The sequence below is a fragment of the Sinorhizobium fredii genome (genome assembly GCF_002944405.1).
Lineage (GTDB): Bacteria > Pseudomonadota > Alphaproteobacteria > Rhizobiales > Rhizobiaceae > Sinorhizobium > Sinorhizobium fredii_C.
On the sequence record NZ_CP024307.1, the window covers coordinates 573115 to 593513 of the forward strand.

The 20399-nt window shown below is 63.9% G+C and carries 12 protein-coding genes and 1 tRNA gene; 6 read left to right on the plus strand and 7 right to left on the minus strand.

Annotated elements, in window-relative coordinates:
* The 4 genes from NXT3_RS02755 to NXT3_RS02770 all read right to left on the minus strand — a co-directional run bounded on the left by NXT3_RS02755 (position 1) and on the right by NXT3_RS02770 (position 11454).
* On the minus strand, positions 1–1596 hold the full coding sequence (locus tag NXT3_RS02755; RefSeq protein WP_104838761.1) for an LTA synthase family protein: 1596 nt from the start codon (positions 1594–1596) through the stop codon (positions 1–3).
* Between the two features lie 99 nt (positions 1597–1695).
* Positions 1696–2499: an SDR family oxidoreductase gene (locus NXT3_RS02760; protein WP_097525632.1), complete on the minus strand. Its 804-nt coding sequence runs from the start codon at positions 2497–2499 to the stop codon at positions 1696–1698.
* A 43-nt stretch (positions 2500–2542) separates the two neighbouring features.
* Positions 2543–3958 carry an aminotransferase class I/II-fold pyridoxal phosphate-dependent enzyme gene (locus NXT3_RS02765; RefSeq protein WP_097525633.1) on the minus strand — a complete coding sequence of 472 codons (1416 nt, stop codon included), beginning with the start codon at positions 3956–3958 and terminating at the stop codon, positions 2543–2545.
* Positions 3955–11454: a type I polyketide synthase gene (locus NXT3_RS02770; RefSeq protein ID WP_104838762.1), complete on the minus strand. Its 7500-nt coding sequence runs from the start codon at positions 11452–11454 to the stop codon at positions 3955–3957. The genes NXT3_RS02765 and NXT3_RS02770 overlap by 4 nt, the downstream gene beginning before the upstream one ends.
* A 404-nt stretch (positions 11455–11858) precedes the next feature.
* On the opposite strand from NXT3_RS02770, the gene NXT3_RS02775 reads away from it, so the two are divergent.
* From NXT3_RS02775 to NXT3_RS02790, 4 genes are all read left to right on the plus strand, one after another.
* Positions 11859–13046: a polysaccharide biosynthesis/export family protein gene (locus NXT3_RS02775; protein WP_104838763.1), complete on the plus strand. Its 1188-nt coding sequence runs from the start codon at positions 11859–11861 to the stop codon at positions 13044–13046.
* Positions 13047–13267: 221 nt separating this feature from the next.
* A complete protein-coding gene (gene pncA, locus NXT3_RS02780) occupies positions 13268–13867 on the plus strand; it encodes a bifunctional nicotinamidase/pyrazinamidase (protein ID WP_097525635.1) in 600 nt (199 codons plus the stop codon).
* A 66-nt stretch (positions 13868–13933) separates the two neighbouring features.
* Positions 13934–15238: a nicotinate phosphoribosyltransferase gene (gene pncB, locus NXT3_RS02785; protein ID WP_104838764.1), complete on the plus strand. Its 1305-nt coding sequence runs from the start codon at positions 13934–13936 to the stop codon at positions 15236–15238.
* Positions 15239–15499: 261 nt separating this feature from the next.
* Positions 15500–15712 carry a hypothetical protein gene (locus tag NXT3_RS02790; RefSeq protein WP_037378445.1) on the plus strand — a complete coding sequence of 71 codons (213 nt, stop codon included), beginning with the start codon at positions 15500–15502 and terminating at the stop codon, positions 15710–15712.
* Positions 15713–16100: 388 nt separating this feature from the next.
* On the opposite strand, the gene NXT3_RS02795 is transcribed toward NXT3_RS02790, so the two are convergent.
* Positions 16101–16247, minus strand: a complete 147-nt coding sequence (locus NXT3_RS02795) for a hypothetical protein (protein ID WP_082912172.1) — start codon at positions 16245–16247, stop codon at positions 16101–16103.
* A gap of 244 nt (positions 16248–16491) precedes the next feature.
* On the opposite strand from NXT3_RS02795, the gene NXT3_RS02800 reads away from it, so the two are divergent.
* Positions 16492–18756 (plus strand): PBP1A family penicillin-binding protein, encoded by a 2265-nt coding sequence (locus tag NXT3_RS02800; protein WP_097525636.1) that lies wholly within the window; start codon positions 16492–16494, stop codon positions 18754–18756.
* Positions 18757–18933: 177 nt separating this feature from the next.
* Here NXT3_RS02800 and NXT3_RS32245 read toward each other — a convergent pair whose 3' ends face one another.
* Together NXT3_RS32245 and NXT3_RS02810 are read right to left on the minus strand one after the other, a co-directional pair.
* Complete coding sequence (locus tag NXT3_RS32245) at positions 18934–19140, minus strand: hypothetical protein (protein WP_050988378.1); 207 nt, start codon at positions 19138–19140, stop codon at positions 18934–18936.
* Positions 19141–19739: 599 nt separating this feature from the next.
* Positions 19740–19814 (minus strand) — tRNA-Thr (locus NXT3_RS02810).
* A 259-nt stretch (positions 19815–20073) separates the two neighbouring features.
* Between NXT3_RS02810 and NXT3_RS02815 the strand changes: the two genes are divergently transcribed.
* Complete coding sequence (locus NXT3_RS02815; protein ID WP_104838765.1) at positions 20074–20292, plus strand: hypothetical protein; 219 nt, start codon at positions 20074–20076, stop codon at positions 20290–20292.
* Positions 20293–20399: the final 107 nt, after the last annotated feature.

Genomic DNA, 20399 nt, shown 5'->3' on the forward strand with positions numbered 1-20399 from the left:
CTATTGCAGCGCGTCCCTGTGCAGATTGGCGTGCTTGAGCAGGGCACGCAGAAGGTTCCACGGGTCCTCGTCCTGCGGCGCTTTGGGCCGGTGATTTGCCGGACGCGCCTTGGCAAGCGGCACGATGAAATAGTCCGTGCGCGGGTCGGGAAAGGGATCGGCGAAGGACTTAAGAAGCGGGGCGTGATCGCCGTAGAAGACGAGCCATACCGGGCGGTCCAGCCTGTCGAGACCGTCGACGAGCTTCCTCAGCGCAGCATCCGACTGCTCCAGGATCGCCAGGTAGATGTCGACCGGGTTCGTAAGCGTTCCGACGCGGCCGGGTTCCCAGGGCCCGTGATTGGCCATTGAGGCAACGAAGAAGAGCCCGCTTTCGTCGTCGGCGAGCTTCCGCGTCTCCTCCAGAACTCTCGCCGTCAGGGCGGCATCGGAAACATACAGTCCGTCTTGCGCGGCATCATGATCGAAGGCGTCGAGCATGGTCAGCGTGTCGAAGCCAAGCACCGGCATCGCCTTGTGGCGCAGGAAGAAGGTCCGGTCATAGGGATGGATGAAATGCGTGCGCCAGCCGGCGCGCTTTAGCTTTCCCGGCCAGACGACGTCCGCATAATGGGCGGCGCGAAGATAGGGATAGCTCGCATCGACATGGATATCGTCCGGCACGAGGCCGCTCAACACCGCGAATTCGGTGCGCAGCGTGTAGCCACCCTCGAAAACATTGCTCAACCGCCCCCACTGCACCGCCTGCTGGCGCAGCCTGTCGATCGCCGGCAGCTTGATCGTATCGACGCCGAAATGCCGCATGTCGATGAAGGATTCCGATTGCCAGACGACGATCAGCGGCGCCTCTTCATGGCCGATCAGTTCATGGACGGCGGCGCGAAGGCGTTCGGAAAGTTCTGCGACGATCTTCTCGCGCTTGACCCCAAGCCAGACGATGAAATGGAAGACCACCGAGCCGAAGGTGCCGAAGCGCACCGTGCTCATCTTGACGTTGACCTTCTTGCCCACCAGCCGCTGCACGAGAGCGGCCGTCGGACGGTTGACCGGGCCGTAGAACAGCAGAAGCCAGGGCCCGGCGGCGACCGCGATCAGCACTAGGACCCAGAACAGCTTGTCGCGCGCCGGCAGGATGCTCGGCTCGAGATACATATAGAGACCCGAGACGCCGAACACGTAGAGGAAGGCGACGATCCAGAACAGGATGTTCAGCGAGGTCGCATAGAAAATGCTCTTGTATTTGAACACGTCGGCGACGAGCGCGATGTCGGAGAAGACCAGCGGCTCGCGGATGAACTTGAACTTCGCCCGGGAGATGCCGGTGAAGATGATGAAGAAGCTCATTACGCCGGCAGCCGCGTAGAGCGGCCTCCAGGAGATCGCGAAGAAGCCGGCAAAGACGAGCGCGATCACTGGCAGTCTGGCCAGCGCATCGATGATATCCTGGTTGCGGCCATGCGGAGAGGCGTTCTTCCGACGCTCGCGTGCGGGCAAGGCGAAGCGGTCGGTGAAGAAGATCACCCCGCAGGACAGCAGGTAACAGCCGAGCGTCAACGCTGCGGGATAGTCGTGCAATTCAAAGGGAAGTAGCGCCAATCCGTTACCTTCGAGCCTTTCCGCACCTCGCCAGCAGGTCTCCGCCCGACACTTAAATGCTAACCACTGCAGGCACAAGCGCGGCAGAGATCTCCACGGTCACCGTCCACGGCAGCGCGCGATCGCCCGGTCGAACCACCAGTTGATCAGCGGCCGAACGGCGGGGCCGAAGCGCCCGAGGAGGAAAAGCGGGAGGCCGAAATAGATCTCGAACCGTCTTTTTTCGACGCCGTCGGCGATCTTCCTGGCAACGGCCTCGGCGCTCCAGGGGCGGACGACACCCATCACCACGCTTGCCTCCGGCGGGCGCTCCGCGATTTCCCGCTCGAACTGCGGCGTTTCCGTATCTGGCGGAAAGCCCACCGATATGTCGACGCCATGGCAGCGCGCTTCGCTGCGCAACGCCTCGGCAAAACCGCGCAGCGCGAATTTCGACGCGCAATAGGCTGTGTAGCCGTAGATGCCGATAAGTCCGGAACCCGAGGAAATCATCACGATGTGACCGCTGCCCCGCTGCGCCATGTCCGGATAGACGGCGCGTACCGCGTTGACGGTGCCGGAAAAATTCGTGTCCATCTGGCGGCGGAAGGCCTCGCTCGACGCTTCCAGAAACGGCGCCGGTTCGACAATGCCTGCGGAGGTCACGAGAATGTCGCAGGGGCCCAGCGCCTCGACGCAGCGGCCGATCGCCGAGTCGATTTCGGCCTCGTTCGCGACATCGGCGGTTTCGATGTGAATGTCGGCGGCCTTAGCGCCATGCTTGGCAACGAGCTTCTCAGCCGCGAGCTCCAGGAGATTGCGCGAGCGCGCAATGAGCGACAGCCGCGCGCCGCGGCTCGCATAAAGCGCCGCGAGTGCCAGGCCGATTCCGCTGGAGCCGCCGGTTATGATCACATGGGTCATGCAGCAACCTGCCTGGCGCCGCGGCTCGACGCGGCCACGATGTCTAGCGCGCCGAGAGCGCCTTCAGCATCTGATCGATATCGACCCCGCCGAGGCCGAAATTCCGTTGGATGAGATCGTTCAGCCGCTCGGCCGTCAGCGCTACAGTGCGGCGGATCTGCTCCTCCGAATGCTCGCTGGTGATGAAGAAGCGCAGCCGCGCCATGCCCTCCGGAACGGCGGGATGGATGATCGGCAGCACGTTGACGCCGGCGGCGAGCAGATCGTTCGAGAGCTGTACCGCCCTGAGCGAATCGCCGACGATCACCGGCACGACCGAGTAACCGCCGCTCAAGCCCGTATCGAGACCGGCCTCCTTGGCGAGTTTCAGGAACAGGGCGCCGTTGCGCCTCAGTGCTGCGGTACGCTCCGGCTCCCCTTCGAGCACATCGAGGCTCGCCACGGCCGATGCGCCGAGAACGGGCGCCAGGCCGACGCTGTAGACGAACCCGCCGGCCGACGCCTTGAGGACGGCCGCCAGTGCCGCGCTGCCGGCGATATAGCCGCCGCAGCTCGACGTGGTCTTCGACAGGGTTCCCATCCAAATGTCGACCTCGTGCGGATCGACTCCGAAATGTTCGGCGAGACCCTTGCCCCGCCGACCCAGGACGCCAAGCGAGTGGGCCTCATCCACCATCAGCCAGAAGCCGAATTCCGCCTTGAGCTTCAGAAGTGCAGGCAAGTTGGCGACATCGCCGTCCATCGAATAGATGCCTTCGACGATCACCATGACATGGCGATAGTCGCCGGAAACGGTGCGCAGCACATGTTCGAGGTCGGCCGTATCATTGTGCTTGAACAGGCGGCGCGCGGCGCCTGAAAGCTTAATGCCGGCAAGAGCGCTGTTATGGATGAATTCGTCATGGATGACGAGGTCCTGCGGCCCCAGCAGACAGCCTATGGCAGCCACATTGGTGAGATAGCCGCTGACAAAACAGACGGCCGCCTCGACGCCGTAGAAGCGCGCGATCCGCTCCTCAAGCTCGACATGCACCGGTCGTTCACCTGCCACGAGCCTGCTCGCCGACGCCGAAATTCCAAAGGTTTCGATCGTCTCGCGCGCCTTGTCGAGCACGTGGGCGTGTTTGTTGAGCCCGAGATAATCGTAGGACGCGAAGTTGATGAGCTTGCGGCCGTCGATCACGGTCGTCGCGCCGGCGGCCGTCTGGTGCGCCCGATAGAACGGATTGCCGATGCCGAGCTGCTCGCTCGCGAACTTCTGCGCCTGCACCTGCTTAAATTCCGGCAGGTCTTCGAAGCGCGCCTGGTGGCGGCGCGGGGCAGGCGGCAACTCCCGCTCCGAGCGCGCCATGCGGTTGCGCTCGGAGGATTGATGAGTGTTCCTCATCCTGTCCAGCAGGTTCTCCTTCAGGCTGCTGTTCATTTTGGAGAAGGTCTGGCCGTTTCCGTCCTTGCTCATTGGCTCAGTGCTTTTTCCTTGACTGCTCCGATATGGCGTTGCGTCAGTTCGGTGACGAGCTTGTCGTCGGCCGGTTCTGCATCGCCGCTCTGATCGCGCTTGCTGACCTTTTCATACAGCTTGCGGGCCACGTCGCCGACGGTCGTGTTGTCGGCAACGCCGCTGAGCGGCATGTCGAAGCCGGTATTCTGCTGGAAGCTGATGCCGAGCTCGACCGCCATCAGGCTGTCGAGACCGATTTCCTTCAGGATCTTGCCGCGCGTCACCGTATCCTTGGCGACACGGAGAATGGCGGCGATCTCGCCGGCCACCAGATCGAACAGGATATCCTCGGCCTCCTGCGGCGACTTGCCCTCGATCATCGCCACCAGGTCCATCTTAGTACCCTCGGTGCCGGAGGCGTGCTGGTCGGCGCTGCGCAGGATCACCTCGAAGAGGGCGTTCTTGGCAACCGGCAAGTTGCGTGCCGCCGCCCAGTCGATCTCGGAGATCATCACCACGGCGGCATCGACGCTGCCCGGATCGGCGGCGATATGGCTTTCGACCATGTCGAGTGCCATCTGCGCCTTGAGCGCCGTCTTGCCGATGCGCTTGGAAAGAAGGTCGTTCACGTCGGCGTTCTGCGTCAGGTAACCCGCGTCGGCGATGGCGCCGAAGCCGACGGCCAGGCCGGCCAGCCCCTCGGCGCGCCGTGCGCGGGCGAGGCCCTCGAGATAGCCGTTGGCCGCGACGTAGTTCGCCTGGCCCGGATTGCCGACGAGGGTGGTCGCGGAGGAGAACAGGATGAAGTTGTCGAGCCGATCCTTCCGCGTCAGGCGGTCGAGCATCGCCGCGCCCTTCGCCTTCACCTCGATGACCGGTCGGTTTCGCTCGCGGTTGAGATTGCTGATCAACGCATCGTCGAGCACCATTGCCGCGTGCACGATCGAGCGCAGCGGCGCCTGCGCCCGAAGGTTCGCGAGGAGCGCTTCGACGGCAGCGGCGTCGGTTACGTCGCAGGCGTGGAGCGATGCCGTCACGCCGGCCTTTTTCCAGCGGTCGACCATCGCGCTCGTGGCGGCATCCGGCTGGCCGCGGCGTGAACAGAGGGCGATGTGGCGGGCGCCCTTCTCGACAAGCCAATTGGCGGCGACAAGGCCGAAGCCGCCGATGCCGCCGACGACCAGATGCATGCCGTCAGGATCGACCTTCATGCCGCGACGCGGCTTGGCGGCGATCTCGTGCTTGCCGGCGACCGGCGGCAGTACGACGATCTTGCCGATATGGCCGGCGTTCTGCATTAGCCGGAAGGCATTGCCGATCTCGTCGAAATCGAAGGCGCGATAGGGAAGCGGCGTCAGCCGGCCCTCGTCGAACAGCGAACCGATCTCCATGAAGATGCGCTTGGTCAGCTCCGGCTGGTTGACGAGGAGCTGGTCGGCGTCGATGCCGAAATAGCTGACATTGCGGCGGAACGGCCTGAGACCGATCTTGCTGTCCGCGTAATAGTCGCGCTTGCCGAGTTCCAAGAACCGCCCGAACGGTTTGACGAGGGCGAGACTCTGCTCCATCGCCTCGGCGAAGAGCGAGTTGAGGACAAGGTCCACCCCTTCGCCGCCGGTCACGGCGCGAACGTCATTGACGAAGCCGAGCGTCCGGGAATCGAAGACGTGGTCGGCCCCCAGCATCGTCAGGAACCGCCGCTTCTCGCGGGTTCCGGCTGTTGCGATGACCGTGGCGCCCTTCAGCTTGGCAACCTGGAGTGCGGCAAGACCGACCCCGCCGGCAGCGCCGTGAATGAGGATCGTCTCGCCCGCCCGAATCCGGCCGAGCTCGACCATCGCATAATAGGCGGTGAGGAAGGCAACCGGCAGGGTGGCGGCGGCCACCGGGCTGATCGTCTGCGGCAGCTTGGCGACGCCCGCCCGAGAGACAACGGCATGCGTCGAGAAGGCGGCTGAGGCGATCGCCATCACCGCATCGCCGACGGCGAGATCGTCGACGCCCTCGCCCACTTCGAGCACATGGCCGGAAAGTTCCATGCCGATCGTCGCGCCGGCAAAGCCGTCTTCGAGCGCCTCTTCCGGCAGCAGGCCCATGGCCCACATGACGTCGCGGAAGTTAAGCCCCGTGGCGGCGACGGAGACGACGATCTCACCCGGTCCGGCCCTAGGCACGTCGGTTTCTTCCCAGGCGATGCTGCTGACCTGGGAGCTGACGCGCTGGCGAATGGTCGCAGCCGGGAAAGCGCTGGTCTTGCCTTCGGTCTTGACTGCCGGACCGGCGACGGCCCGGATTTCCGAAATCAGTCCCGCTGCCCGATCGAGCAGCCATTCGCGGTTGGAGCCTTCAATGGTGAGCAGCGGCAGCGCCGAGGCAAGCAACTCCTCGCGGGTTACTCCGGAATGTTCGGAGAGGTCGAGCGCGTGAACGTCGAGGAACTCATACTCGTTCTGCAGCACGCGGACGAATGTCCACAGTCCCGAATTGACGCCCGAGCTTGCCGTCTGAGCCACCGGAGCGCCGCCCGGCGCCACCAGCACGAGGCGGGGACGCCCGGCGCCGGTCGGCTCCACGTTCGCGAGGCGCTGCTTCAGCGCTTCGGCAAAGGCGCTAAGCGCCAGCACCTGCGTCTGCAGCAAGTCGGAGTCGGCGTCGCCGGCGGGATCTGCCGTTGCAGAGACGAAAACCGCGCGGACCGGCTTTTCGCCGAGCCTGTCGAGCGCTGCCCCGAGCACGACGACGTCGGCAGCCATGTCGCCCGACACGACGACCGGAATGGCCTCGGCAGGACCGGAGCCGCGCGGTGCGTCTTTTTCGATCAGCAGATAGGGACCAACGCCAGACTCCCTTGCCATCGGCCTCGCTGTCGCGGTGCAGCGCGCCTCGATCAGGATTATATTGCCGTGCGGGCATTCGCGATCGCCGACGCTGACATCGTCAAGTTCGAGATCGGCCAGACATTTCTGCCAATGCGATACCGCGGCGAGCCTGCCGATCGGGAACTCCGCCGTCTGGCTGCGTTCGAACCAGCCGTCGGAGAGGCCGAGCGCAAAATCGCCGAAGATCGACGGAGCACTGACGGCGGCAACCAGCGCGCCGCTTTCCCGCAGCATCGAACGAAGCGCGGTGCGGACATCGGCTTCCTCTTCGATCAATCGATAAAGGTTGTCCGAAGCGCTGACGGCGAGATCGAAGGGTCCGATCCCGGCGAATTCGCTCTTCTTCAGAATGCGCACATGCGCGTCTTCCTCGAAAGCGATCTCGAGATTGCGTTGCGCATTGTCCCGCGGCTCGAGGACCGACAGGGTCGTTCCATGCCGTGCCGCCAGATCGGCCAAGCGCCGCGTGAAGCCGGCGGAGACGCTGCCGAACTCGACGATCCGCAGGCGCGCGCCGCCAACCTGTGCGGCGAGGGCGCGCTCGACCATGCCGAGGACCTGATCCATGCGCGAACGGCTTGCCACCGAGTGAACGGCCTGATGATCGAGCGTCGCCTCGCTGATGAAGCCGGCGTTGAAGGCCGCCGTTTCGCTCCCCGCCGCTCTGGCCAGCAACAGGTCGAGGCGGCTCAGCGCTTCCGCATAGGCGTTGTTGACCAGCACCGCTTCGACGGCGCGGTCGGGACGCTCGCCATAGAGTTCGCCGAGGATCTCCTCGACGGACGGCAGCGTGAACTCCGGCGCGATTTTCCAGCTGTCGTCCTGATGTTCGCAGAGCCCGGCATCCTCGAGCGCGTAGAGGCAGTTCGACAGGAAGCACTGGAAGGCGAAGTCGCCCGGCAGGCCGGCGACCTGGACCGCGCCTTTGCCACGCGCCAGCTTGAGCGCGATTTCATGACAGGCGCGATAGATCGCCGCGTTGAAGAGCAGCGTCGCGTTGTCGACGCCGCTTTCGGCGACCGATTCCGTCAGCTTCGCGGGCACCGCGCCTTTAAGTGTCGTGCCCGGCACGATCACATTGGACAGAACCGTCTCGTAGTGGAAGGACAGGCCGTCGAGCGTCTTGTGCTTGCGCAGATAGGTGCGGCGGAAACGACAATCGTCGAAATGCGCGATCGCTTTGCCGCTTGCGTCGAAGAAGTGGAATCGGGCCTTGATCGAATTGGCGCTGACACGGTCGATCTCGATCGTCGCGCGCGCAATCGGCGTGCCTGCATTGACGACGCGCACCGAACCGAAACGGACCGGGATATAGGGCGCGCCGCCCTTGTCGCCGGTGAAGCGGTCGAAGAGCGCGACCAGCCCGTGGAAGGTCGCGTCGACGGAGATCGGATTGAGCGCGTAGGTGACGAGGGGGTGCCCCGGCCCGGCCGGAGCCTTCAGCTCGACATCGACCAGCCGGTCCCCATACGCGATCGCCTTGGCGAGCAATTGGAAGCGTGGACCGTAGTCGAGCCCGAAGTGCCTGGCCGTGTCATAGGCCTTTTCCGGAGTGACGGTGCCGGTCTTGGCGAGACCGGAGAAGGAGGGCCGCGTTCCGTTGGCAACGGATATCGGCTTGCGGCTTCTAGCCACCGCATGCACCGTCCAGTCGTCCTCCGACAGGCGCTCGCGCGACCGGATCTCGATGTCGCCGGTTTCCGGCGACAGGATGGTCGAGAGTTCCATCATCCGGCTGTCGCTGAGCTCGAGCGGCCGGACGATCTCGAGATTGGTGATCTCGACCTCGTCGCTGCCGTAATATTGCTGCGCGGCGGAGACCGCCACCTCGATGAAACCGCTGCCCGGCAGGATCGCCTTGCCGTCGACGACATGTTCGGCGAGATCCGGGAAAAGATGGCCGTCGATATGGTTTTTCCAGCTGCCGCTATTGGGGTCGCCGCGCCAGCCGGTCAGGCGGTAGGGCTTGCCGGAGCGACCGAAAAGGTCGGTCGCGTCGGTGGTCGCCTGCGGGCGCAGTTCGACCGGTTCGAAGGGCAGGCTCGGCAGCTCGATGAAGGCGTCGCGCTTGCCATAGACGCGCAAGCCGTCGACCGCCGCACCATGGGCGACCGCCCGCGCCATCGACGCGGAGATCGGGTCCTGACCCCTCTCGCCGGCATCGCGAAGCAAGGTCGGCACGACAGTTGCCGGAACCGCCGCCTGCTTGATCGTCTCCTTGACGTAGGAGGCGAGGATTGGCCGCGGGGAAATTTCGATGAACAGCCGGCAGCCGAGCGCGAGCGCCGCATCGGTGGCCGCGTGGAAACGCACCGGCTCGCGGACATTCTTCCACCAATAGTCCGGATCGAGCTCGGTACCGTCGAGCGCGCTGCCTGTGACCGTCGACAGATAGGTCAGTTCCGTCCGGCGCGGGGCGATATCGGGGATATCGGCGAGGAACGCCTCTTTCGCCTGGTCGATGATCGGATGGTGGAACGGGTAGTTGATGTCGAGGATCTGAACCGGGATCTTCGCCTTGCGGGCGGCGTCGCGGAAGGCACTGACCTCCTGCGCCGGCCCGGAAATCGTCACCGAATTATGCGCGTTGACGGCTGCGACGCAGACTTCGCTGAGGCCGCGCGCCTCAGCAAAGGCGCTGGCCGCCTCTTCGCCGAGCATCACGGCCGCCATCGTGCCCTGGCCCGCCAGCAGGTCCTGATGCAGCGAGCGCTTGGCGACGATCGATACGGCATCGACCAGCGACAGGGCGCCTGCCGCATAGGCTGCGGCAATCTCGCCGACCGAGTGGCCGAACACCGCGGCCGGCTTGACACCCATCGCCACGAGCGAGTCGGAAAGCGCAGCCTGGATCGCAAACAGCAGCGGCTGGGCGACCTTGGTGTCGGCGAGCTTCTTGTCGAGCTCCGGATCGGTCAAAAGGTCCTTGAGATCGATTTCCGAGTGGAACTTGAAGAGCGCGCTGACCGAGGTGAAGGACTGGCGGAAATGCAGGTTTTCGCGGAAGGCGTCGACGCCCATGCCGGCCCATTGCGAGCCGTTGCCGGAGAAGACGAAGGCGACCTTGGCATCCTTGACCGGCGCCTCGCCGATTTCGCCGATATCGGAACCGGGATTTTCCAGCTGGCTGGCGATCGCCCGGACGATATCCTCGGGGTGGTCGCTGCGCGCCGCAAAACGGTGGCGCATATGGGTGCGGTTCGCACCCGAGGCGGCGATGATGGCGCGGGTCTCGTCCTTGGAAGCGCCCGCCAAGGCCGCCTTGTAGTCCTTGAGCAGGTTCTCGAGGCTCGTTTGCGTGTGGGCGCTGGCAAGGAACACGTGGCCCGCCGATGCCGCCTGCGTCCTTTCCTGCGGGACCGGATCCGGATCGCTGATGACGACATGCGCATTGGCGCCGCCGAAGCCGAAGGAGTTGATGCCGGCGAGCCGGGTGCGCTTGCTCTTCAGAAGCTCGATCGGATTGGCCGTCACGCGGACGTTGAGGCCCTCGAAATCGATATGTTCGTTCGGCGTGTCGAAATGCAGCGATGCCGGAAGGTAGTTGTGCTCGAGCGCCAGCACCGCCTTCAGCATGCCGAACAGGCCGGAGGCGGGCTCGGTGTGGCCGATATTCGACTTGATGGAGCCGATCGGCACCGGCGCGCGGCGCTTGGCGCCGATGACGGTGCCGATGGACCACACTTCGGCCGGATCGCCGACCTTGGTGCCGGTGCCGTGGCCTTCGACGAAGGCCACCTGGTTGGCGTCGATGCCGTTGCCGTCGTAGATGCTCTTCAGCAGATTGGCCTGCGCCTCGCGCGAAGGCAGCGAGATGCCGTTGGTGCGGCCGGCCGAGTTGACGCCGGAGGCGACAATCCTCGCATAGCTCCTGTCTCTTTCGCGGCGAGCGCGGTCGGAGCGCCGCAGCACGAAGACGACGCCGCCCTCGGCGCGGACATAGCCGGCGCCGTCATTGTCATAGGCGCGGCAGAGGCCCTCCGGCGACAGCATGCGCGCCTGGGCGAAGCCGACGAAGGGAAGCGGATGAGCGAGAATATTGACCCCGCCGACGATCGCCGTGTCGATCTCGCCGGCATTGAGCGCCCGCATCGCCTGGTCGAGCGCGACGAGCGAGGAGGAACAGGCGGTATCGACCGTCATGCTCGGGCCGCTCAGCCCGAAGACATGCGAGATGCGGTTGGAGACGATCGACAGCGTGTTGCCGGTCATGAAATAGGGGCCGGCGGCCGCCGGGTCCTCGACCGTCAGGTTGGCATGATCGAGGCTCGATGCGCCGATATACACGCCGACATTCTCGCCGTTGAGCGACGCGACCGAGATATTCGCGTCCTCCAGCGCGCGCCAGGCGAGTTGCAGCAGCACCCGCTGCTGCGGGTCCATATACATGGCCTCGCGCTGCGACATGCCGAACACGGCCGGGTCGAAATCGTAGATCGTGTCGAGAACGCCGGCGGCAAAGGAATAGGTCTTGCCCTGCATTCCCATGACCGGGTGCCAGAAGCGCGCCAAGTCCCAGCGGTCGCCCGGCACGCTGGAGACGGTGCACATGCCTTGACGGAGAATTTTGAAGAGCGCCTGCGGCGATTGCGCTCCAGGTGCCAGGCAGGCACGCCCTATGATTTCAACAGTCATGTATGATCGAACGCTCTGAGAACTGCCGTTAAATTGATCCAGTCAATCGCAACGTCAAACGAAAATTGCAACCGGCGATACTTTTGCTGGGCGCTTTTCCCCTTTTTTGTACCCCCTGCTGCATTAGGGAGCTTTTAACTGATAGGGCCTAGCTTTCAACCCCAAAGGACTAGATAAACGGCCTGCAATCCCCGTCCAACACAATTACGGCGACAGCTCGTAACCGTTTTCGAGGGCGGTATGGCCGGAAAGGCGCAGTGCCGAATATTTTGGCCCGCTTCACGGCGGGTGACTTGTTGTGGAACGGCGATTGTGCTTTTCAGGGACCGGCGGATTCCTGCCGGGAAGAATGCGGTGCAGATTTTTGAACGGAATCATCGCTGTGCCGAATACGGAGTATCGTAGTGAAACGAGTGACTGCCCTTCTGCTTTGTACCGCGCTTGCGGGATGTCAGGCTGTACCGGGCGAGGGGCCGCTGACCAGCGATATCGTCGCAGAAGCCGGCCAGTCGGGATCGCAGATCGGCAGGAAGAACGCCACCGTTTTCGACATCATTGATATCGATGGCCAGTCCGCGCGGCTCGTTTCCGAATATGTGGCGACGACGCTGAGCCGCCGCTTCGGCATCGGCGGTGGCGTCGGCCAGGTGGTGATCGGCGTCGGCGACCAGCTGAAAGTCACGATTTTCGAGGCGGGCAGCGACGGGCTGTTTTCCACAACGGAATCGAAACAGACGAGCATTGATCTCGTCGTCCAGCCGGACGGCAAGGCGGCGATCCCCTACGTCGGCTCCGTTCCCTTCGCCGGCCTGACGCTGGAACAGGCGCGCCAGGCGATCCTCGACGCCTTGAAGCAAAAGGCCGTCGAGCCGGACGTCATCGTCACCTCGACGTCGACCGCGTCGCGCATCGTCACCGTCTCGGGCGCCGTCGGCCGCCCCTCGGTGGTGCCGCTCAATCTTGTCAGCGAAACCATTAACGAGGTGATCGCCAAGGCCGGCGGTCCCTCGGCGCAGCCCTACGAGACCTATGTGACGCTGGTGCGCGGCAAGAAGACCGGAACGGTTCTCTTGAAGTCGATCATCGAGAGCCCGTCGGAAAACATCCATGTGAAACCGGGCGATCAGATCTTCGTCACCCGCGACCCGCGCACCTTCACGGTCCTCGGCCAGGTGCGCGCCAACCAGCGGGTCGAGTTCGGCGCCAACGACCTGAACCTGCTGGAAGCGGTGGCGCTCGCCGGCGGCGGGTCGGATCGGACCATCGATGCAAAGGGCTATTTCGTCTTCCGCTACGAGGAGCCGGACATCGTCATGAGTTTGCTCGGCCGGGAGCGCTTCAACACCATGCTGAGCAAGGGCATGCAGCCCGACAGGGTCGGCCGCTATCCGATCGTCTACCGCTTCAACATGACGAACCCGGACAGCCTGATCGTCGGACAGACCTTCCCGATCAAGAACCGCGATGTCATCTACGCCTCGCGCCATCCGTCGGTCGACATCACGAAGTTCATGGAGTTCATCGCGCGGCCGATCGGCATTGCGAATTCCGGCGTCAACGTGGCTGACAACATCAACGATCTCAACAATTGATGGCCGCGCGGGGGCAGTCCCCTGCGCGCCACGCTCCCCGCGACCGAAGCGGCACCGCCAGCAACATCCTTGGATCGATTGCCTTGATCGGCTTGCATGAGTTCGTGCCGAAGCGGCAGCGGCCGGCGAACATGCTTGCCGCCTCGCGCGTTCTGTGATTGATCTTGCAGGATTAAATCGATTTGCCGGCTCTGCCGGTCGGCGATCGCGAGGAGTGGCCCATGGCTGAAGACGCCCTGATCGTCATCGACATGCAGAACGACTTCTGCCCCGGGGGCGCGCTTGCCGTGGCGGGCGGCGATGACATCGTGCCGATCGTCAACCGCCTGATCGAAGCCGCGCCGCACGTCATCCTGACGCAGGACTGGCACCCGGCCGGGCATTCGAGCTTCGCTTCGAGCTATCCCGGCAAGGCGCCTTTCCAGACGGTGACGATGCCCTATGGCGAACAGACGCTCTGGCCGGATCACTGCGTCCAGGGAAGTCCGGGAGCCGATTTTCATCCCGGCCTGCGATGGACGCCGGCGGAACTGGTGGTGCGCAAGGGCTTCCGCACGGGCATCGACAGCTATTCCGCCTTCTTCGAGAACGATCATCGGACCCCGACGGGGCTTGCCGGCTACCTGCGCGAGCGCGGCATCTCCAAACTGTCGCTCTGCGGTCTGGCAACGGATTTCTGCGTCGCCTATTCGGCGCTCGATGCGGTTGCCCAGGGTTTTTCGACCTCCGTCGTGCTCGGTGCCTGTCGCGGCATCGATCTGAACGGATCGCTGGCCGCGATGACCGGGCGCATGCGCGACGCGGGCGTTGAACTGATCTAGCCGCGCCGGCGCAGGATCAATCGATCGCCGCGGTCCCATGGCGATCCAGAAGGAGCGAAGTCTCAGATGCCAAAGACCGATATCGCGCGGCGGGTCTATAACCACACCTGGAAGCTCGACCCGATCATCCGCAGCCTGTTGGACACGGACTTCTACAAGCTCCTGATGCTGCAGATGATCTGGCAGCTCTATCCGGATGTCGACGCGACCTTCTCGCTGATCAACCGCACAAAAACCGTGCGGCTTGCCGAGGAAATTGACGAACAGGAACTGCGCGACCAGCTCGATCATGCCCGCACCCTGCGCTTCACCAAGAAGGAGATGATATGGCTAGCCGGTAACACATTCTACGGCCGCAAGCAGATCTTCTCGCCGGAATTCCTCTCCTGGCTCGCGAAGTTCCGCTTGCCCGAATACGAGCTGTCGCGCCGCGACGGCCAGTTCGAGCTGACCTTCCGCGGCCGCTGGGTCGAGACCACCATGTGGGAGATCCCGGCGCTGGCGATCATCAACGAACTGCGCTCGCGCGCCGCGATGAAGGGCCTCGGTCCCTTCACGCTCGACGTGCTCTATGCGCGCGCCAAGGCCAAGATGTGGTCGAAGGTCGAGCAACTGCGGCACTATCCGAACCTGCGGATTTCCGACTTCGGCACCCGCCGCCGGCACAGCTTCCTGTGGCAGCGCTGGTGCGTGGAGGCGCTGAAGGAAGGCATCGGCGCCTCTTTCTCCGGCTCGAGCAACGTGCTTCTCGCCATGGATAACGATCTCGAGGCGCTCGGCACCAACGCCCACGAACTGCCGATGGTGGCCGCAGCCCTTGCCCGCAACGACCGGGAGCTCGCCGCCGCCCCCTACAGGGTGCTGCAGGACTGGAACCAGCTCTATGGCGGCAATCTGCTGATCGTTCTGCCGGATGCCTTCGGAACCGCCGCCTTCTTGCGCAACGCGCCCGACTGGGTGGCGGACTGGACCGGCTTTCGGCCCGACAGCGCCCCGCCGATCGAGGGCGGCGAGAAGATCGTCGCCTGGTGGAAGAAAATGGGCCGGGATCCGCAGGACAAGCTGTTGATCTTTTCCGACGGGCTCGACGTCGACACGATCATCAAGACCTACCGCCATTTCGAGGGGCGCGTGCGTATGAGCTTCGGCTGGGGGACCAACCTGACCAATGATTTCGCCGGCTGCGCGCCGACCGAGATCAGCGGCCTCAACCCGATTTCGATCGTCTGCAAGGTCAGCGAAGCCAACGGCCGTCCGGCCGTCAAGCTGTCGGACAATCCGCGCAAGGCGACCGGCGACCCGGCCGAGGTGCAGCGCTATCTGAAGTTCTTCGGAACGGAGGATTTCGTCGAACAGAGCGTCCGGGTGTGAGCAATGATCCTAAAAAAGAAACCGGCTGAGCCGGTTTCAAGAAGGAGTGCGATTGTCCACCATCGCGGCATCATACTAATGGTTGAAATCTTAAGCTTCCGTTATCGGCGGACGGCAAGCTGAGGTTAGCACCCGCGGCGATCAAAAAGCGGCGCCGCGATGTCGCAATTATATGACTTATTGGGGTCCCTCACTATTTTCTTGTATTTCCCCCAGAATACCCCATGATGCGCCCATTGAGGTACACCTTGGGAGGGGTTCGTGCGTCAAGCCTATTCGCCTGATGACGTCGACGTCATGCGCGGAGCACTCGATGTTTGGTGCGCCCTGCACAATGTCGGCAAGGATGGAGCAGAGGCCAACAGAGCCGCCCGCCGCATCCTCGACTTGATGGACAGGAGGAAGTGCTCCTGCGACGAGCTGCTTGCGCAACTCGGAGATTTCCGCCCGGAGCCGCGCCAGCGCGCCTTCTAAGACCCAGCGACAGCATCATCCAGCGTTCCGTGCGGCTGGTCCCGTTCGACGGGCCGCCGCTGTGGACGGAGGCGGGCGTGTGCCTTCAGAGACCGGTCAGCGAAGCGCGCGGGTCGAAGCATCGCGTCGCCTACAGTGCCGTGTATCCTTTAGACGTCACAGTACGCGACTCTCGGCAATTGGGACGGTGGTGGCGGCTTTTCCGCCCTCATCCCTGTGCTTGTCACAGGGATCCAGCAGCGCTGCGTCGGCGGCGCGCAAGAGTCTTTCAGCCAAGGACTTGGCTGGCTGGATTCCTGTGACAAGCACAGGAATGAGGGTCGAAGGTGGGGCACGGCGGTACCACAATCGAAGAAGCGCAGCAGGTTGCTGTCGCGCACTGCGACCGTCACCGCGGGATCGACGAGGTGATTTCGCCGGAGATGGCGGCGTTCGCCTGTATCCTGTGCTGCGTTAGCGCGACATGGAGAATGCCGGATACTACGATCGACACGACGAGAACGGCGATGGTGGCGCCGAGCCCCGATTTGATCATCCCCATGTCCTCCAGGAAGGCGTGAATTGCCGCTGCGGCTGTCAAAGCGTGAAATGGAGATATTCCTGTGGCGGCGACCCGGCTGTTCCCCGAGTAACGGTGGATATGGTTAACGATGTCTTCACGGGGTTGGCGGGCGGTCTGCAACAATCATGCGGCGCCACCATGTTTTGGACATGTTTCTGGCAACCACTCGCCGGCCGATGCGTTCTGCGCATGGGTGATAGATCGATCGAGAGCACGGATGGCGCAAAGCGATGCCGCGTCGAAGATTGGCCCGGAGGACCAGGGGCCGGAAGAAGCCGTGCCGAGCCGAGATCACCCGGGCCGCGCGGATGGCGACGCATTTGCAAAAACCAGGAGAGCATTCGCCGGGCTCGGCCGTGCGCTGATGAGACTTGGCCGGGCGCTTGGGGAGGAAGTGCCGGTTGCGGCCCGTCGGGCCGGTGAGAAATCCGGCGCTGCCGCGCGCGACGCCCTAGAGCGGCTGCGGCGGAGCTCGAGCAGCAAGGCCGAAGCCGCCGGTTCGGCGGGCAGATCAGCCGGCCAATGGCTGAAGGCGCGGCGCGGCGCGGCAACCGAAGACCGCCCGGCCTTACCGAAGCGTCCGGCCGGCCGTCGCGCTATCCTGCTGCGGAGCGCAGCGGCGGCGGCCGTAACGTCGTTCGTGCTGCTGGCCGTCGTCTTCGCCTGGGCGCTCCGCGATGTCCCCTGGAACGAAATCGCCGAGGGCTCGCTGAAGCCGGTCGTCGTGCTGGAAACCGCCGACGGCAAGCCTCTGGTGAGCCAGGGGCCGTTCCAGGGATCCTACGCGGCGCGCGCGGATTTTCCGCCGCACCTGATCGAGGCGGTGCTTGCCAGGGAGGACCGACGCTTCTATGAGCATTCCGGCATTGATCTGAGGGGCATCGCCCGGGCGCTCTACACCAATCTCGGCGCCGGCGAGGTCGTGCAGGGCGGCAGCACCATCACGCAGCAGCTGATCAAGATCCTCTATCTCGAGCGCGACCGCACCTGGAAGCGGAAGATCCAGGAGGCGGTGATCGCCTTCTGGCTGGAGCGCAAGCTCGGCAAGGACGAGATCCTCACCCGCTATCTGAACAATATCTATCTCGGTGCCGGCGCCACCGGCGTGCCGGCGGCGGCGCGCATCTATTTCGACAAGGAGGTCTCGGCGCTTTCGATCGGCGAGTCGGCGATGCTGGCGGCGATCATCCGCGCCCCCTCGCAGCTCAATCCGCTCACCAATCCGGAGGGCGCCCGCCAGCAGGCGGAACTGGTCCTCGATGCGATGGTCAAGGGCAACCGGATCACTCAGGATGAGGCGAAGGTCGCCCGCGCCGACTTCGGCAAGCTGCAGCCGACCAGCCCGGCGGTCCGCTCGGGAAGCTGGTTTGCCGACTGGATCATGCAGGACGCCCGCGAGCTCGCCGGCCCCTATCGCGGCACGATCAAGGTCAGGACCACCATGGTGCCGCGGCTTCAGGCGATCGCCGAAAAGGTCGTCGCTGACGCGCTGAAACGCGAGGGGACCAAGGCGGGCGTCTCGCAGGCCGCCCTGGTGGCGATGACGCCGGAGGGCGCCGTCGTCGCCATGGTCGGCGGCCGCGACTATACCAAGAGCACCTTCAACCGCGCCTTTTCGGCGATGCGCCAGCCCGGCTCGGCCTTCAAGCTGTTCGTCTACTACGCCGCCCTGAAGCGTGGGCTGACGCCGTTCGACCCGGTCGAGGATGCGCCGATCGAAATCAACGGCTGGTCGCCGGAGAATTTCGGCGGCGGCTATAGCGGCGTCGTCAGCATTGCCGAGGCCTTTGCGCGGTCGCTGAACGCGGCGACCGTGGCGCTCGCCATGGAGGTCGGCATCGACGAGGTCATCGCCTCTGCCCGGGAACTCGGCATCGACGCCAAGCTTGCCGACACGCCGAGCCTCGCGCTTGGTTCCTCGGAGGTGAACCTGCTCGACCTCACCGGCGCCTATGCTTCCGTCAGGGCCGGCCGGGCGCCGATCGAGCCCTGGGGCATCGAGTCGCTCCATGCCGAGGGCCAGCCGCAGGCCTTCCGCGTCGGCCCTTCCAGGGAGGCCACCACCGATATCAGCCAGTACCGATCGGATCTCGTTTCGCTCTTGCGGCTCGTCGTCGAGCGCGGCACCGGCCGCGAGGCCGATATCGGCATGCTCGCCGCAGGCAAGACCGGCACCAGCCAGAACCACCGCGACGCCTGGTTCGTCGGCTTCACCGAACCACTGATCGTCGGCGTCTGGGTCGGCAACGACGACGAAACGCCGATGAAGGACGTGACCGGCGGCAAGCTGCCGGCGCGGATCTGGAAAAACTTCATGACCGCGGCACTGGCCGAGGGCACTCCGCAGGAGCCGGGTGCACAAGTGGCGGGCTCGGCGCCAGCTTGCAACTTCCGCGCCTGTGCCAGGGCGTATCGGTCGTTCCGACCGGATGATTGCACGTTCCAGCCGTATTACGGACCGCGGAGGCTTTGCGAGAAGTAGAGATCGAAGGGCGGCGCAGTGCCGTGCCTGAAGTGTCTTCGGTCGGTCGAGCTTCTTCTGTGCGCCCAAGTCCAAAGCTCAGAAGACTGATCGTGTCCAGGTGGGGTGAGGCAGTGAAGCTTAGTGCAGTCTTCCGTGTTGAGAAGGTGTCACGACACTTCGCTAAGCGACGCGCGATCATGCGCTACGCTCTGTCTCGCTTCCCTCGTCCAATTCCTGGATTGGCAGAAAGCCGTATCCGTGTAGCCACTCGCGAATGATGAGTCGGATTATCGATTCTCGCGTCATCTCAAGCAATTCGCAGGCGAGGACGAGCGCCAACTCCACGTCGTCGTCATCGAACGTCCGCCTATCCACGTTTTCGGTGTGAACCATTGTCGCCATGACTGCCCCTACTACTACAACCTCACAGACTAAAGGTTCTCACAGCACACGTTACAGTCAAGGATTACAGGCCCCTTCAAAGGGGTAGAATATGCCGCTAAGCCGTTGGAAAAATTGAGCTAAGACCTTTGTCGCGGTCTCCTAAGACTAAGGTCCTAAAGTCCCGTGCGCGCGGGCACAAGTCGCCGAGGCAACAGGCGACCTATTGAACGCAGTCAAAGCTAATAAGGCCGGGCGGGCAAAGCGGCACTCACACGGGACGGGGCCCAGAGGCGCGGAGCTAACCCGAGTCCCAGACCTGCCGGAGGGTATACGGCGATGCTCTGGGTCCCGCGTGGCGCACACCGGAGGGGGATTATTCTCCGACGTGGTAACTGCGCATTTTGCTCCCCCGTTTGGCCTTGAGAAAATCTCCCAAATCGGCGGCGGAAAGTACATCTTGCGGGCTGCTCGATGTGCGTCCTGGCACATGCGAATTACTGAGGGATCCGGCGGGAACCTTTTGCGCGACAATACGTTACCCGGAATCGCTCCGCTCATCCTGGCCCCAACCCGGGAGCCGTGCCGCTCTGCAAATACGATGATTTTATTGAGAAAACTGGTGCTGCTAGAGAGATTTGAACTCTCGGCCTCTCCCTTACCAAGGGAGTGCTCTACCCCTGAGCTATAGCAGCATCCGGCGGCGTTTCGAGTACGCCGCAGCAAGCGAGGGGCCTATTGCCATAGCTTGCGGGAGAGCGCAAGCCGCATTTCGAAGTTTTTGGTCGGGTTGGGACATGCCGGCATGCGGCAGGTCCGGTATCGGATCGCAAATGCCGCTGGTTTCAATAGGTTGGGCTAGATCGTGGCTGAAAATTCGCCTTTGTTTTTTCGCATTTCTCTCGGTCCGAAATCCTCTTGCTGCTTCCGGGGCGCCCGCTTTTGCGCTAATCCATGATCATGCAGAACGACGACGACAAGGAGCGCGCGCCGGGGCCGCGAAGCGGTGTTGAGAAGGGCGTGAACGAAGCCGAGGCGAGGCGGCAGCGGCTGGCGAAGACGCTGCGCGACAATCTCCAGCGCCGCAAGCAGCAGGCGCGGGCCCGCCGGGCCGGCGACGCCGACGAGACATCCGGGCTGCTTGCCGCAAAATCGGACGAATCGGACGAATAGTAGCGGCGGAGGATGAAGGCCGCGCACCCGGCGGCTTCGTCCCTTTCTTGTCGAGACGCATTTCAAGGCACTTCTAATTTCGCGGCATCTCCACTAAGAGACGCCCT